Here is a 13727-nt window from a genome sequence, read left to right as displayed (position 1 = left end):
CCGCCCGGGTGGGATGGCTGCCGAAGCGTTCTTCGGTGCAAGCGTTGCTCACAATAATCATAAGATCGGAGTGAACCCATGAAGCTGCCATTCGCTGGACGTCTTCTTGCTGTCGCTGTGCTTGCTGCCGCATCCGCTGCCCTGCCTCTTTCCTCTGCATTTGCTGCCGAGACCGCCGCCAAACCCAAGGTCGGCCTGGTCATGAAATCCCTCGCCAACGAATTCTTCGTCACCATGCAGGACGGCGCCAAGTCCTACCAGAAAGAACACGCCGCCGATTTCGACATGATCACCAACGGGATCAAGAACGAAACCGATACCTCTGCGCAGATTGATATCGTCAATCAGATGATCCTGTCCAAGGTTGACGCGATTGTCATTGCGCCTGCCGACTCGAAAGCCTTGGTCACCGTGCTGAAAAAGGCCTCGGACAAGGGCATCAAGATCGTCAACATCGACAACCGCCTCGATGTGGACGTACTGAAAAGCAAAAACCTGGATATCCCATTCGTAGGGCCTGACAACCGCAAAGGCGCACGCCTGGTCGGTGAAGAACTGGCCAAGCACCTCACCAAGGGTGACCAGGTGGGCATCATCGAAGGTGTGTCTACCACCACCAACGCCCAACAGCGTACCGCTGGCTTCAAGGACGCGATGGATGCCGCTGGCATGAAGATCGTTTCTACCCAGTCCGGCGAGTGGGAAATCGACAAGGGCAACGCGATCGCCGCTGCCATGCTTCAGGCAAACCCGAACATCAAGGCACTGTTGGCCGGTAACGACAACATGGCCCTGGGCGCCGTCTCCGCCGTGCGTGGCGCTGGCAAGGCCGGCAAAGTGCTCGTGGTTGGCTACGACAACATCGAGGCTATCAAGCCGATGCTGCAGGACGGCCGCGTCCTGGCCACCGCCGACCAGGCGGCTGCCCAGCAAGCCGTTTTCGGTATCCAGAATGCTCTGAAGCTGGTCAAGGGTGAAAAAGTCGATTCTGTGGATGGCATGATCGAAACCCCGGTCGAACTCATCCTCAAGAAGTAATTCCCCGGCAGCACCAAACAGCGTCCGCTCACTCGAGCGGACGCCTGGAGACGTTCCTATGTCATCTTCCGCACCGAACGCTGTCCTCTCGGTCAGCGGTATCGGCAAGACCTATGCCCAACCGGTTCTGTCCGACATCACCCTGACGCTCAATCGTGGGGAAGTGTTGGCGCTTACCGGTGAGAATGGCGCGGGGAAAAGCACCCTGTCGAAAATCATCGGCGGGCTCGTCACGCCGACCGACGGCCAGATGCAGTTCAATGGCCAGGCCTACACGCCGGGCAGCCGTACCCAGGCTGAAGAGCAGGGCATCCGCATGGTCATGCAGGAGCTCAACCTGCTGCCGACCCTGACGGTCGCCGAAAACCTTTTCCTTGATAACTTGCCAAGCCACGGTGGCTGGATCAGCCGCAAGCAACTGCGCAAGGCCGCGATCGAAGCCATGGCCCAGGTTGGCCTGGACGCTATCGACCCGGACACCCTGGTCGGCAGCCTTGGCATCGGCCACCAACAGATGGTCGAGATCGCCCGCAACCTGATCGGTGATTGCCACGTATTGATCCTCGACGAACCCACGGCGATGTTGACCGCCCGTGAAGTCGAGATGCTGTTTGAACAAATCACCCGCCTGCAAGCCCGCGGCGTGGCGATTATCTATATTTCTCACCGGCTCGAAGAGCTCGCCCGTGTCGCCCAGCGCATTGCGGTACTGCGTGACGGCAAGCTGGTGTGTGTCGAGCCGATGGCCAACTACAACAGTGAGCAACTGGTCACGCTGATGGTGGGCCGCGAACTGGGCGAGAAAATCGACCTGGGCCCGCGCACCATCGGCGCGCCGCTGTTGACGGTAAAAGGCCTGACCCGCTCGGACAAGGTCCGCGACGTGTCCTTTGAAGTGCGTGCCGGCGAAATCTACGGCATCTCCGGCCTGATCGGTGCTGGCCGTACAGAGTTGCTGCGCCTGATCTTCGGTGCCGATATCGCCGACAGCGGCACGGTGGCCCTGGGCACCCCCGCGCAAGTCGTCAGCATTCGTTCGCCCGTCGATGCGGTCGGTCATGGCATCGCCCTGATCACCGAGGACCGTAAAGGCGAAGGCCTGCTGCTGACTCAATCCATCGGCGCCAATATTGCCTTGGGCAACATGCCGAAGGTCTCCAGCGCTGGCTTGGTGAATAGTCGTGACGAAACCGCCTTGGCCAAGCGCCAGGTCGACGCCATGCGCATCCGCAGTTCCAGCCCGGCGCAGTTGGTGTCGGAGCTGTCGGGCGGTAACCAGCAGAAGGTGGTGATTGGTCGCTGGCTGGAGCGCGATTGCGAAGTGATGTTGTTCGATGAGCCGACCCGGGGCATCGACGTTGGCGCCAAATTCGATATTTATGCGTTGCTCGGCGACCTGACCCGCCAGGGCAAGGCGTTGGTGGTGGTGTCCAGCGACCTGCGTGAGTTGATGCTGATCTGTGACCGCATCGGCGTGCTTTCCGCCGGGCGCCTGATCGAGACCTTCGAGCGCGACAGCTGGACCCAGGACGAATTGCTTGCGGCTGCATTTGCCGGCTATCAGAAACGTGATGCGCTGCTCAACGACGCAGCGCCTAGGAATACCCCATGAAAACCACTTCCTCCCCCGCAAAACGTGGCGGCAACTTCTACGGCCTGGGCACTTACCTGGGCCTGGCCGGTGCTTTGCTGGCGATGATCGCGTTGTTCTCGTTCCTGAGCGATCACTTCCTCTCGTACGACACCTTCAGCACCCTGGCCAACCAGATTCCCGACCTGATGGTGTTGGCGGTCGGCATGACCTTCGTACTGATCATCGGCGGCATCGACCTTTCCGTAGGCTCGGTGCTGGCTCTTGCTGCATCGGCTGTCAGCGTGGCAATTCTCGGCTGGGGCTGGAGTGTGTTGCCGGCAGCCATATTGGGCATGGGCTGCGCCGCGTTGGCCGGGACCATTACTGGTTCCATCACCGTGGCCTGGCGCATACCGTCGTTCATCGTGTCCCTCGGCGTGCTGGAAATGGCCCGCGGCGTGGCGTACCAGATGACCGGCTCGCGCACCGCATACATTGGTGATTCGTTCGCCTGGCTGTCCAACCCGGTGGCCTTCGGGATTTCGCCTTCGTTCATCATCGCGTTGCTGGTGATCATCGCCGCGCAGCTTGTGCTGACGCGTACCGTGTTCGGTCGCTACCTGATCGGCATCGGCACCAACGAAGAGGCCGTGCGCCTGGCCGGTATCAATCCAAAGCCCTACAAGATCCTGGTGTTCAGCCTGATGGGCCTGCTGGCCGGCGTGGCGGCACTGTTCCAGATTTCACGCCTGGAAGCGGCGGATCCAAACGCCGGTTCCGGCCTGGAGCTGCAAGTGATTGCCGCCGTGGTGATTGGCGGCACCAGCCTGATGGGCGGGCGTGGCTCGGTGATCAGTACCTTCTTCGGCGTGCTGATTATCTCGGTACTTGCGGCAGGGCTGGCGCAGATTGGCGCCACCGAACCGACCAAACGTATCATTACCGGTGCCGTGATCGTGATCGCGGTGGTGCTGGATACTTACCGCAGCCAGCGCGCCAGTCGGCGAGCTTGAGCCATGGCAACGATCAAGGATGTGGCGGCGCTTGCGGGAATTTCCTACACCACGGTGTCCCATGTGGTGAACAAGACGCGCCCGGTCAGCGAGCCGGTACGGATCAAGGTCGAGGCGGCTATCAAGCAGCTCGACTACGTGCCCAGTGCGGTCGCGCGATCGCTGAAGGCCAAGACCACCGCGACCATTGGCCTGTTGGTGCCCAACAGCCTCAACCCGTATTTTGCGGAACTGGCCAGGGGCATCGAGGATTACTGCGAGCGGAATGGCTATTGCGTGATCCTCTGCAACTCCGACGATAATGCCGAGAAGCAGCGTAGCTATTTAAGGGTGCTGCTTGAAAAACGCATCGACGGTTTGATCGTGACCTCCGTGGGCGGTGATGACAGCGGCCTGGCAACGGGCCTGAAAGCGGTGCGTACGCCGATGGTCATCGTCGACCGCGCGCTCGACGGGATCGATGTGGACCTGGTGCGCATCGACCACGAACAGGGCGCTTACCTGGCGACCCGGCACTTGCTGGATTTGGGGCACCGCGACATTGCCTGCATTGGTGGCCCGAGCCATACCCGCGTGGCGCAGATGCGTATGGCGGGCTATTACCGCGCCCTGGCCGAGGCCGGGCTTGAAGTACCGGCCGGCCGCGTGCTGGAGAGTGATTTCACCAGTACCGGCGGGTATGCGGCGGCGGCGCAATTGCTGGCGGATAATCCCCCCAGCGCGATTTTTGCCGGCAACGACATGATCGGCTTCGGCGTATTGCGCGCGGCGGCCGAGCGTAATATCCGGGTGCCTGGCGAGCTGTCGGTGATCGGGTTCGATGATATTCAAATGAGCCAGTACGTGTACCCGGCGCTGACCACGGTGGGCCAGTCGATCCTGCAACTGGGAGAGATGGCCGCCGAGCTTTTACTGCGACGAATTGCGACACCCCAATTGCCGATCGATCAACGCATCGTGACGCCGAGTATTGTCCTGCGCGAGTCGACGGCGCCGTTGACCGGCGTATTTGCCCAATACCGCTGAACCGAATTGATGAGTACTGATGTATGCCAGCAAAAGTAGTGGTAATAGGCAGCCTGAACATGGACCTGGTCACCCGGGCCAGCCGGCTGCCCCGCGCAGGTGAAACCCTGATCGGCCAATCGTTTTCCACCGTTCCCGGCGGCAAGGGCGCAAACCAGGCGGTCGCTTCGGCGCGTCTTGGGGCCGAAGTCGCGATGGTCGGTTGCGTGGGCACCGATGCCTATGGCGCGCAATTGCGCGACGCACTGTTGGTGGAAGGTATCGATTGCCAAGCCGTCAGCACCGTCGACGGCTCCAGCGGTGTGGCGCTGATCGTGGTGGATGACAGCAGCCAGAATGCGATTGTCATCGTCGCCGGCAGCAATGGCGAATTGACCCCCGCCAAATTACAGACCTTTGACAGCGTGCTGCAGGCTGCCGACGTGATTGTCTGCCAGCTTGAGACGCCGATGGAGACTGTTGGCCATGCCCTCAAACGCGGTCGCGAACTGGGCAAGACGGTGATTCTCAACCCTGCGCCGGCCAGTGGTCCGCTGCCTGAGGATTGGTACGCCGCCATCGATTACCTGATTCCCAACGAAAGCGAAGCCTCGGCCTTGAGTGGCGTAGTGGTGGATTCACTGGACAGCGCCAAGGTCGCCGCCACGCACCTGATCAAGGCCGGTGCCGGTAAAGTCATCATTACCCTCGGCTCCGAGGGCGCATTGTTTACCGATGGCCAAGGCTTTGAGCACTTGGTGGCGCCCAAGGTCAAGGCGGTCGATACCACCGCTGCCGGTGACACCTTCGTCGGTGGTTTTGCGGCGGCACTGGCTAACGGTAAAAGCGAGTCTGAGGCCATTCGTTTTGGCCAGGCGGCTGCTGCGCTGTCGGTCACCCGTGCCGGTGCGCAACCGTCCATTCCTACATTGCATGACGTGCAAGGTTTAGTGTCCTCATGAAAAAGACTCCCTTGCTTAATATCGCGCTGTCGCGGGTGATCGCATCCCTTGGCCACGGCGACATTCTGGTGATCGGTGATGCCGGCCTGCCGGTGCCGCCTGGCGTTGAGCTGATCGACCTGGCGCTGACCAAAGGCATCCCGGATTTCGTCAGCACCTTGCGCATTGTTCTCAGCGAAATGCAGGTGGAAAGCCATGTGCTGGCGGAAGAAATCCTGCTCAAGCAACCGCCGGCCCTGGCTGATCTCAATACCCTGACCGAACAGGCCGCCCTCGGCGAGCGCCGCCTGCTCAGCCATGAAGAGTTCAAGCAGCTCAGCCGCAAGGCGAGGGCGGTGGTGCGCACCGGTGAGTGCCAGCCTTACTGCAATATCGCGCTGGTCTCCGGCGTAACGTTCTAGAATTCCCAACGACAAGGAGTGCGTCATGCAACGTGGTACCCAAACCCTGCGACACCTTTTCCGGAGTGTGCTGCTTTTGTCCTTCCTAACTGCTGCAAGCGCCCACGCGGCGGAAAAAATCGACCTGATCATCGATACCGACCCCGGTGCGGACGATGTGGTGGCCTTGCTGTTCGCCATGGCTTCGCCCGATGAGCTGAACATCCGCGCGCTGACCACCGTTGCCGGTAACGTGCGCCTGGACAAGACCTCCCGCAATGCGCGCCTGGCTCGCGAGTGGGCAGGGCGCGAGGAAATCCCGGTATACGCCGGTGCACCAAAACCGATGCTGCGCACGCCGATCTACGCCGAAAACATCCACGGCAAGGAAGGCATCTCCGGCGTCACCGTGCATGAGCCGAAGAAAGGCCTGGCCGAAGGCAATGCCGTTGATTACCTGATCAAGACCCTGAGCACCGCCAAGCCCCACAGCATCACCATCGCCATGCTCGGCCCGCAGACCAACCTGGCGCTGGCATTGACTCAGGCGCCGGAGATCACTCAAGGCATCAAGGAAGTGGTAGTGATGGGGGGCGCGCACTTCAACGGCGGCAATATCACGCCGGTGGCTGAGTTCAACCTGTTCGCCGATCCGATCGCGGCCGAGATCGTGCTCAAAAGCGGCGTCAAGCTGACTTACCTGCCATTGGACGTGACCCACAAGGTCCTGACCAGTGAAGCACGCCTGAAGCAAATCGCTGCGTTGAACAACAACGCGAGCAAGGTGGTGGGCGATATTCTCAATGAATACGTCAAAGGCGATATGGAGCACTACGGCATCCCGGGTGGCCCGGTGCATGACGCTACTGTCATTGCCTACCTGCTCAAGCCTTCGCTGTTCAGCGGCCGTGAAGTCAATGTGGTGGTGGACAGCCGTGAAGGCCCGACCTTCGGCCAAACCATCGTAGATTGGTACGACGGCCTGAAACAACCGAAGAACGCGTTCTGGGTTGAAAACGGCGATGCCCAAGGCTTCTTCGATCTGCTGACCGAGCGTCTTGGTCGCCTGAAGTAAGCGGTTTACCGGTCGGCGTTCGTCGGCCGGGTCTTATTCGCGCTCGGGGTCTGGTGCCCCCATATGATCGGCCGGGTATTTCTCGAATACCTGGCCGATAAATGCCTGCGCGGCCTGAGTTCCCAGCTCCTTGACCAGCAGGTCGATACCGATGATTGCCAACTCCTCCGGGCTGCCCGGGCTATAGGAGCTTTGCCCTTGGGGCCACTTGGCTTTGATGTCGGCGTGGATCGTAACGATGGTCATGGGTGTCTCGCGAGGCTGGAAGGCGGTTGGTGCTGTCTTGCGAGTGGAGTTAACCATTTTGCGCAGCGTTTGGCACTGCTACTTAGGCATGAGGGGAGGGCTGTGCGACACTGTCCGCCTGTTTAATTGCCAGGGCAAACCGCGTGCAGATCGATTTGAACAACCCCGAGAACCTGACGCTGGAGGCTGTGAAACAGTTGCTGGCCTGCGCCAGTGACAACGTTCACACCCAATTGCGCGTCACCAAAGCCGGCATTGCCTACATCTCTTCGGGCGTGGTGGGCGGTGTTGATATCGATGGCCTGCTGTTTCGTCTCGAAACCTGGGCGGCGGGTTCCGGTTATGTTGGCAACGTCGCAGCCAGCGACGAGGTGTGGGTGATGCAGATTTTCAATGCGCTCAAGCAGAACTGGCCGACGCCGCCGTTTGATTACATCGACATCTACTGAGCGCGTTCATATCTGGTGACGATTGATTCGCTGGCGCCCAGCGCCGACTCAGGCAGACTGGCCAACGGCCAATTGTGACAATTCGGAAACCAATCGGCCAAACCGCGGTCGCACGGTCTCTGCCCATTTTTTCTTAAAGGAGGCTTCATGCCTTGGAAGCTCGCATCATTCGGTACTTTGTTGACTGCGCTTGTCTTGACGGGTTGCAGCACCCCGGGTACCTCTGAGCCAGCCAAAGACACTGCCGTGACCGATGCTGGTCATAGCCGCTGTGAGGCGAAGGCTGCCGAGTTCGCAATCGGCCAGAAGGCTTCGCCACAACTACTGGAACAGGCCCGTAGCCGCGCCGGTGCGCAGAACGCACGCATTCTCAAGCCAGACGACATGGTAACCCTGGAATACCGTTCCGATCGCCTGAACCTTAATACCGATGACAACTTGGTGATCAATCGCGTCAATTGCGGCTGATTGCTTCAGCGCTTTTCTCCAGGCCATAAAAAACCCCGTCACATGGACGGGGTTTTTTTAGTTCTGCGCGGAATTACTCTGCGCGAACCTGTGCAGCTTGCATACCCTTTTGGCCTTTCTCAGCCACGAAGGAAACGGTTTGGCCTTCTTTCAGGCTTTTGAAACCGTCGCTTTCGATAGCTTTGAAGTGTACGAACAGGTCGTCACCGCCACCTTGAGGAGTGATGAAGCCGAAGCCTTTTTCATCGTTGAACCATTTAACGGTGCCGGTTTGGCGATTAGACATGGTGTATCTCCAAGAAACATATATTTTCAGTAGTGCTGTGCTGCTCAGGCCAACTGGGCACACCGAGCTATCATAGTCGAAATGTTCGACTTGGGAGCCCCCCCAAGGCATTGTTTGCTAATCAATCGTGTTGTGTTTCATGCCTTGGTTGGCTAAAAGCCCCGAACTACGGGGCTTTTAGGCGAAATATCAGTTGGTAAAAAAAGCCGTAAAAGCTGCGTAATTTGTGAGAAATGGCAGTTTTCAGGGCGTTTTTTGGTCCTTTATCCGGTCTGGTGGGGTGTGAAAATTACTTTTTCTTCACGACTTTGCAGGACGAAATTGCCGCAACAGCTTTGTTCTTCAGCTCGGGGCTCGCGTTCTGATTGGTCATGAGCTCTTTGATCTCGGCACTGCTCAATTCGGCATTGATCTTGTCCGCGCCACATTCACAATGGTCTTTGGCGGTTTTGGCATCAACGCTTTGCTGGGCGGCTGAACTGCAATCCTTGATGAAGCTGTCCCGTGCACCGGCGGGCCAGTTCGACGGGGCTGCGGCGTGCGCACCCAGGGACATGAGGGTCAGGGATGCGGCAAGGGCGAAAGTCGAGGTAAAACGCATAATGAAATGCTCCTGGAGTCATGGACGAACGGTGATTCTCGGTGTGTTTGAGGCGCGCCGTACAGTTCAAGTTCACTTTTGCCCCTAAAAGCAGGGAATTTGCGTTTCGTTAATCGGCGCCGGCACCATGACCGTTCATCTGTGCTAGCATCTTTCGCTTGGCTATTTTCCGGCGCGCCTTATGCCGCCCCGCCAAGCTCTTTTTTGTTTAACTCCAGTCACTCTGGTTCGATTACCGGTTGGCCGAAAGGCTCCTGCCGCTGTAAGGCAGGCGTTCATTATTGAGCGGCCTGGTGTTGGATCTTGTACTGGCTCATCCCAACCCACGTGACCTTTGGTAGGGGTCACCACTAGGAGAGGAGGCGCCATGCCAACTATTACTCTTCCCGACGGCAGTCAACGTTCATTCGATCATTCGGTTTCCGTAGCCGAGGTCGCCGCATCCATTGGTGCCGGCCTGGCCAAGGCCACCGTGGCCGGCAAGGTCGACGGCAAGCTGGTTGACGCCAGTGACCTGATCACCGGCGATGCCAGCCTGCAAATCATCACGCCCAAGGATCAAGAGGGGCTGGAGATCATTCGCCACTCTTGTGCGCACCTGATTGGCCACGCGGTCAAGCAGCTGTACCCAACCGCGAAGATGGTCATCGGCCCGGTCATCGACGAAGGCTTCTATTACGACATCGCCTACGAGCGTCCTTTCACTCCGGACGACCTGGCGGCCATCGAGCAGCGCATGCACGCGCTGATCGAAAAAGATTACGACGTCATCAAGAAAGTCACTCCGCGTGCCGAAGTGATCGACGTGTTCACTGCCCGCGGCGAAGACTACAAGCTGCGCCTGGTGGAAGACATGCCGGACGAGCAGGCCATGGGCCTGTATTACCACGAAGAATACGTCGACATGTGCCGTGGCCCGCACGTGCCGAACACGCGCTTCCTCAAGTCGTTCAAGCTGACCAAGCTGTCCGGTGCCTACTGGCGCGGCGACGCGAAGAATGAACAACTGCAGCGGATCTACGGCACTGCCTGGGCTGACAAGAAGCAGCTGGCGGCCTACATCCAGCGCATCGAAGAAGCCGAAAAACGCGACCACCGCAAGATCGGCAAGCGCCTGAACCTGTTCCACCTCCAGGAAGAAGCGCCGGGCATGGTGTTCTGGCACCCGAACGGTTGGACCCTGTACCAAGTGCTTGAGCAGTACATGCGCAAGGTTCAGCGCGACAACGGCTACCTTGAGATCAAGACGCCGCAAGTCGTTGACCGCAGCCTGTGGGAGAAATCCGGGCACTGGGCCAACTACGCCGACAACATGTTCACCACCCAGTCGGAAAACCGCGACTACGCCATCAAGCCGATGAACTGCCCGTGTCACGTACAGGTGTTCAACCAAGGCCTTAAGAGCTACCGCGAGTTGCCGATGCGCCTCGCCGAGTTCGGTGCCTGCCACCGTAACGAGCCTTCGGGTGCGCTGCACGGCATCATGCGTGTACGCGGCTTCACTCAGGACGATGCCCACATCTTCTGCACTGAAGAGCAGATGCAGGCCGAATCCGCAGCATTCATCAAGCTGACCATGGACGTTTATCGCGATTTCGGTTTCACCGAAGTCGAGATGAAGCTGTCCACTCGTCCGGAAAAACGCGTCGGTTCCGACGAACTGTGGGATCGCGCCGAAGCTGCACTGGCCGCCGCCCTTGATAGTGCGGGCCTCGCGTACGACCTGCAGCCAGGCGAGGGCGCGTTCTACGGTCCGAAGATCGAGTTCTCGCTGAAAGATTGCCTTGGTCGCGTCTGGCAGTGTGGTACCCTGCAGCTCGATTTTAACCTGCCGATCCGTCTGGGAGCCGAATACGTCTCCGAAGACAACAGCCGTAAACACCCGGTTATGCTGCACCGGGCGATCCTCGGTTCGTTCGAACGGTTCGTCGGGATCCTGATCGAGCACTACGAGGGTGCATTCCCTGCGTGGCTGGCTCCGACTCAGGCAGTGATCATGAATATCACTGATAAACAGGCAGATTTTGCCGCTGAAGTTGAAAAAACTCTCAATGAAAGCGGATTTCGTGCCAAGTCCGACTTGAGAAATGAAAAGATCGGCTTTAAAATCCGCGAGCATACTTTGCTCAAGGTTCCCTATCTTTTGGTTATCGGAGATAGGGAAGTCGAGATGCAGACTGTCGCTGTGCGTACTCGTGAAGGTGCTGACCTGGGCTCGATGCCCGTCGCCCAGTTCGCTGAGTTCCTCGCGCAAGCGGTTTCCCGGCGTGGTCGCCCAGATTCGGAGTAATTATTATTAAGCGTGAAATGAGACAAGATAAACGAGCTGCACCGAAAGCCCCGATCAACGAGAATATCTCGGCACGCGAGGTTCGGTTAATTGGCGCTGACGGCGAGCAGATTGGCATCGTCTCGATTGATGAAGCGCTTCGTATTGCTGAAGAGTCCAAATTGGACCTGGTGGAAATCTCCGCCGATGCAATCCCACCCGTTTGCCGGGTGATGGACTACGGCAAATCGATCTTCGAGAAGAAGAAGCAGGTTGCCGCAGCGAAGAAGAACCAGAAGCAGATTCAAGTAAAAGAAATCAAGTTTCGTCCAGGGACGGAGGAAGGGGATTACCAGGTAAAACTGCGCAACCTGGTACGTTTCCTGAGTGATGGGGACAGGGCCAAGGTATCCTTGCGATTCCGCGGCCGTGAGATGGCCCACCAGGAGCTGGGGATGGAACTCCTCAAGCGGGTTGAAGGTGACCTGCTCGAGTACGGTTCGGTCGAACAGCATCCTAAGATGGAAGGACGCCAGCTTATTATGGTCATCGCCCCGAAAAAGAAGAAGTAATCAATAGGGCACGGCAGGCCTTCTGATTATGTTTATCAACTGAATGCGGAGTACCGAACATGCCAAAGATGAAAACTAAAAGTGGTGCTGCTAAGCGGTTTCTGAAAACTGCTAACGGTATCAAGCACAAGCACGCTTTCAAGAGCCACATCCTGACTAAAATGTCGACCAAGCGTAAGCGTCAACTGCGCGGTAGCAGCTTGCTGCATCCGTCTGACGTCGCAAAAGTCGAGCGCATGCTGCGCCTTCGTTAATTTTAGTCAAGAATAGAGGAAGTAACTCATGGCTCGTGTAAAGCGTGGCGTCATGGCGCGTAAGCGCCACAAGAAAATTCTGAAACTTGCTAAAGGCTACTACGGCGCGCGTTCACGCGTATTCCGTGTTGCCAAGCAAGCGGTTATCAAGGCTGGCCAATACGCCTACCGTGACCGTCGTCAGAAAAAACGTCAGTTCCGCGCTCTGTGGATCGCTCGTATCAACGCTGGTGCACGTGTTAACGGTCTGTCCTACAGCCGTTTCATCGCTGGCCTGAAAAAAGCGTCCATCGAGATCGACCGTAAGGTTCTGGCTGATCTGGCAGTGAACGAAAAAGCGGCGTTTGCTGCGATTGTCGAGAAAGCTAAAGCCACCTTGGCTTAAGTACCCCCGACAGTCACCCTGGGTCGCTTCCGCGGCCCAAGGTGTTAAACGTCTTAAATAGGGGAAGAGCCTTCAAGCTCTTCCCCTATTTTGTATCTGGAGTCTGTACATGGAAAACCTGGATGCGCTGGTCTCTCAAGCACTAGAGGCTGTGCAAAGCGCAGAAGATATCAATGCCCTGGAGCAAATCCGGGTTCACTACCTTGGCAAAAAGGGTGAATTGACTCAGGTGATGAAGACCCTGGGGAATTTGCCGGCTGAAGAGCGTCCGCAAGTCGGTGCGCTGATCAACGTGGCCAAGGAGCGTGTTACAGAGGTTCTCAATGCGCGCAAGGCGTCGCTCGAGGAGGCCGATCTTGCGGCCAAGCTCGCCGCCGAGTCCATTGACGTAACCCTGCCTGGCCGTGGCCAGACCTCGGGCGGCCTGCATCCGATTACCCGGACTCTGGAACGTATCGAGCAGTTCTTCACCCACATCGGCTACGGCATTGCCGAAGGCCCTGAGGTCGAAGACGACTATCACAACTTCGAGGCGCTCAACATCCCAGGCCACCACCCGGCCCGGTCGATGCATGACACCTTCTATTTCAATGCGAACATGCTGCTGCGCACCCACACCTCGCCGGTACAGGTCCGCACCATGGAATCGCAGAAGCCGCCGATCCGCATCGTCTGCCCAGGCCGTGTGTACCGCAGCGACTCCGATATTACCCACTCGCCGATGTTCCACCAGGTCGAAGGCCTGCTGGTTGATCGCGACATCAACTTCGCCGACCTCAAAGGCACCATCGAAGAGTTCCTGCGGGTGTTCTTCGAGAAGGAGCTGGCGGTGCGTTTCCGTCCCTCGTTCTTCCCGTTCACCGAGCCATCCGCTGAAGTCGATATGGAATGCGTGATGTGCAGCGGTAAAGGCTGCCGCGTCTGCAAACAGACCGGCTGGCTGGAAGTGATGGGTTGCGGCATGGTTCACCCCAACGTGCTGCGCATGTCCGGGATCGACCCGGAAGAATTCTCGGGCTTTGCCTTCGGCATGGGCGTTGAGCGTCTGGCCATGCTGCGTTACGGCGTGAACGACTTGCGTCTGTTCTTCGACAACGACTTGCGGTTCCTCGCGCAATTTCGCTAGTCGTAACGGATCTTTAGGAGAGCAG

At 58.3% G+C, this 13727-nt stretch carries 17 protein-coding genes; 14 read left to right on the top strand and 3 right to left on the bottom strand.

The features are described from left to right. Positions 1–78 precede the first annotated feature (78 nt). From AU074_RS10205 to AU074_RS10175, 7 genes are read left to right on the top strand one after another with little or no spacing between them, the layout of a single operon-like run. Positions 79–1038 carry a sugar ABC transporter substrate-binding protein gene (locus AU074_RS10205; RefSeq protein ID WP_076014614.1) on the top strand — a complete coding sequence of 320 codons (960 nt, stop codon included), beginning with the start codon at positions 79–81 and terminating at the stop codon, positions 1036–1038. 58 nt (positions 1039–1096) lie between these two features. Beyond that, positions 1097–2650: a sugar ABC transporter ATP-binding protein gene (locus AU074_RS10200; RefSeq protein ID WP_076014613.1), complete on the top strand. Its 1554-nt coding sequence runs from the start codon at positions 1097–1099 to the stop codon at positions 2648–2650. Beyond that, positions 2647–3624 carry an ABC transporter permease gene (locus AU074_RS10195; RefSeq protein ID WP_076014612.1) on the top strand — a complete coding sequence of 326 codons (978 nt, stop codon included), beginning with the start codon at positions 2647–2649 and terminating at the stop codon, positions 3622–3624. The genes AU074_RS10200 and AU074_RS10195 overlap by 4 nt, the downstream gene beginning before the upstream one ends. 3 nt (positions 3625–3627) lie before the next feature. Then, positions 3628–4650 (top strand): LacI family DNA-binding transcriptional regulator, encoded by a 1023-nt coding sequence (locus tag AU074_RS10190; protein WP_076014611.1) that lies wholly within the window; start codon positions 3628–3630, stop codon positions 4648–4650. A 23-nt stretch (positions 4651–4673) separates the two neighbouring features. Then, entirely contained in the window at positions 4674–5591 is a 918-nt protein-coding gene (gene rbsK / locus AU074_RS10185; protein ID WP_076014610.1) for a ribokinase, read from the top strand. Next, positions 5588–5992, top strand: a complete 405-nt coding sequence (gene rbsD, locus AU074_RS10180) for a D-ribose pyranase (protein WP_017478841.1) — start codon at positions 5588–5590, stop codon at positions 5990–5992. Before rbsK ends, rbsD begins: the two co-directional genes overlap by 4 nt. Positions 5993–6017: 25 nt before the next feature. After that, the gene (locus AU074_RS10175; protein WP_076014609.1) at positions 6018–7046 is read left to right on the top strand and encodes a nucleoside hydrolase; all 1029 of its coding nucleotides are present in this window, start codon (positions 6018–6020) and stop codon (positions 7044–7046) included. A 33-nt stretch (positions 7047–7079) separates the two neighbouring features. Here the strand turns inward: AU074_RS10175 and AU074_RS10170 are convergent, their stop codons facing one another. Beyond that, the gene (locus tag AU074_RS10170; RefSeq protein WP_076014608.1) at positions 7080–7292 is read right to left on the bottom strand and encodes a hypothetical protein; all 213 of its coding nucleotides are present in this window, start codon (positions 7290–7292) and stop codon (positions 7080–7082) included. Positions 7293–7435: 143 nt separating this feature from the next. On the opposite strand from AU074_RS10170, the gene AU074_RS10165 reads away from it, so the two are divergent. Both AU074_RS10165 and AU074_RS10160 read left to right on the top strand, forming a co-directional pair. Then, positions 7436–7741, top strand: coding sequence for a hypothetical protein (locus AU074_RS10165; RefSeq protein ID WP_076014607.1), 306 nt, complete (start codon positions 7436–7438; stop codon positions 7739–7741). Between the two features lie 147 nt (positions 7742–7888). Then, a complete protein-coding gene (locus tag AU074_RS10160; protein WP_076014606.1) occupies positions 7889–8209 on the top strand; it encodes an I78 family peptidase inhibitor in 321 nt (106 codons plus the stop codon). A 73-nt stretch (positions 8210–8282) separates the two neighbouring features. On the opposite strand, the gene AU074_RS10155 is transcribed toward AU074_RS10160, so the two are convergent. Further along, on the bottom strand, positions 8283–8495 hold the full coding sequence (locus AU074_RS10155; RefSeq protein ID WP_007905882.1) for a cold-shock protein: 213 nt from the start codon (positions 8493–8495) through the stop codon (positions 8283–8285). Between the two features lie 289 nt (positions 8496–8784). Next, positions 8785–9099, bottom strand: a complete 315-nt coding sequence (locus AU074_RS10150; protein ID WP_083676663.1) for a hypothetical protein — start codon at positions 9097–9099, stop codon at positions 8785–8787. Between the two features lie 364 nt (positions 9100–9463). Between AU074_RS10150 and thrS the strand changes: the two genes are divergently transcribed. From thrS to pheS, 5 genes are all read left to right on the top strand, one after another. Continuing rightward, the gene (thrS, locus tag AU074_RS10145; protein ID WP_003219944.1) at positions 9464–11386 is read left to right on the top strand and encodes a threonine--tRNA ligase; all 1923 of its coding nucleotides are present in this window, start codon (positions 9464–9466) and stop codon (positions 11384–11386) included. After that, entirely contained in the window at positions 11386–11937 is a 552-nt protein-coding gene (infC, locus tag AU074_RS10140; protein ID WP_172979313.1) for a translation initiation factor IF-3, read from the top strand. The genes thrS and infC overlap by 1 nt, the downstream gene beginning before the upstream one ends. Positions 11938–11996: 59 nt before the next feature. Next, on the top strand, positions 11997–12191 hold the full coding sequence (gene rpmI, locus AU074_RS10135; RefSeq protein WP_002553160.1) for a 50S ribosomal protein L35: 195 nt from the start codon (positions 11997–11999) through the stop codon (positions 12189–12191). Positions 12192–12219: 28 nt separating this feature from the next. Further along, positions 12220–12576, top strand: a complete 357-nt coding sequence (rplT, locus tag AU074_RS10130; RefSeq protein WP_003219940.1) for a 50S ribosomal protein L20 — start codon at positions 12220–12222, stop codon at positions 12574–12576. Positions 12577–12685: 109 nt separating this feature from the next. Then, positions 12686–13702, top strand: a complete 1017-nt coding sequence (gene pheS / locus AU074_RS10125) for a phenylalanine--tRNA ligase subunit alpha (protein ID WP_003219939.1) — start codon at positions 12686–12688, stop codon at positions 13700–13702. Positions 13703–13727 lie beyond the last annotated feature (25 nt).

The sequence above is a fragment of the Pseudomonas sp. ATCC PTA-122608 genome, assembly GCF_001952855.1.
In the GTDB taxonomy this organism is placed as follows: Bacteria; Pseudomonadota; Gammaproteobacteria; order Pseudomonadales; family Pseudomonadaceae; genus Aquipseudomonas.
Note: the sequence above shows the minus strand (reverse complement) of the source record. Positions and strands in the feature narration are given on the sequence as shown.

What these genes read in the sequence shown, in the direction of transcription:
- rplT (WP_003219940.1), top strand. Translation starts at nt 12,220, where the DNA reads ATGGCTCGTGTAAAGCGTGGCGTCATGGCGCGTAAGCGCCACAAGAAA.
- AU074_RS10170 (WP_076014608.1), bottom strand. Translation starts at nt 7,292, where the DNA reads ATGACCATCGTTACGATCCACGCCGACATCAAAGCCAAGTGGCCCCAA.
- rbsK (WP_076014610.1), top strand. Translation starts at nt 4,674, where the DNA reads ATGCCAGCAAAAGTAGTGGTAATAGGCAGCCTGAACATGGACCTGGTC.
- thrS (WP_003219944.1), top strand. Translation starts at nt 9,464, where the DNA reads ATGCCAACTATTACTCTTCCCGACGGCAGTCAACGTTCATTCGATCAT.
- AU074_RS10205 (WP_076014614.1), top strand. Translation starts at nt 79, where the DNA reads ATGAAGCTGCCATTCGCTGGACGTCTTCTTGCTGTCGCTGTGCTTGCT.
- AU074_RS10190 (WP_076014611.1), top strand. Translation starts at nt 3,628, where the DNA reads ATGGCAACGATCAAGGATGTGGCGGCGCTTGCGGGAATTTCCTACACC.
- AU074_RS10200 (WP_076014613.1), top strand. Translation starts at nt 1,097, where the DNA reads ATGTCATCTTCCGCACCGAACGCTGTCCTCTCGGTCAGCGGTATCGGC.
- rpmI (WP_002553160.1), top strand. Translation starts at nt 11,997, where the DNA reads ATGCCAAAGATGAAAACTAAAAGTGGTGCTGCTAAGCGGTTTCTGAAA.
- pheS (WP_003219939.1), top strand. Translation starts at nt 12,686, where the DNA reads ATGGAAAACCTGGATGCGCTGGTCTCTCAAGCACTAGAGGCTGTGCAA.
- rbsD (WP_017478841.1), top strand. Translation starts at nt 5,588, where the DNA reads ATGAAAAAGACTCCCTTGCTTAATATCGCGCTGTCGCGGGTGATCGCA.
- AU074_RS10175 (WP_076014609.1), top strand. Translation starts at nt 6,018, where the DNA reads ATGCAACGTGGTACCCAAACCCTGCGACACCTTTTCCGGAGTGTGCTG.
- AU074_RS10160 (WP_076014606.1), top strand. Translation starts at nt 7,889, where the DNA reads ATGCCTTGGAAGCTCGCATCATTCGGTACTTTGTTGACTGCGCTTGTC.
- AU074_RS10195 (WP_076014612.1), top strand. Translation starts at nt 2,647, where the DNA reads ATGAAAACCACTTCCTCCCCCGCAAAACGTGGCGGCAACTTCTACGGC.
- AU074_RS10155 (WP_007905882.1), bottom strand. Translation starts at nt 8,495, where the DNA reads ATGTCTAATCGCCAAACCGGCACCGTTAAATGGTTCAACGATGAAAAA.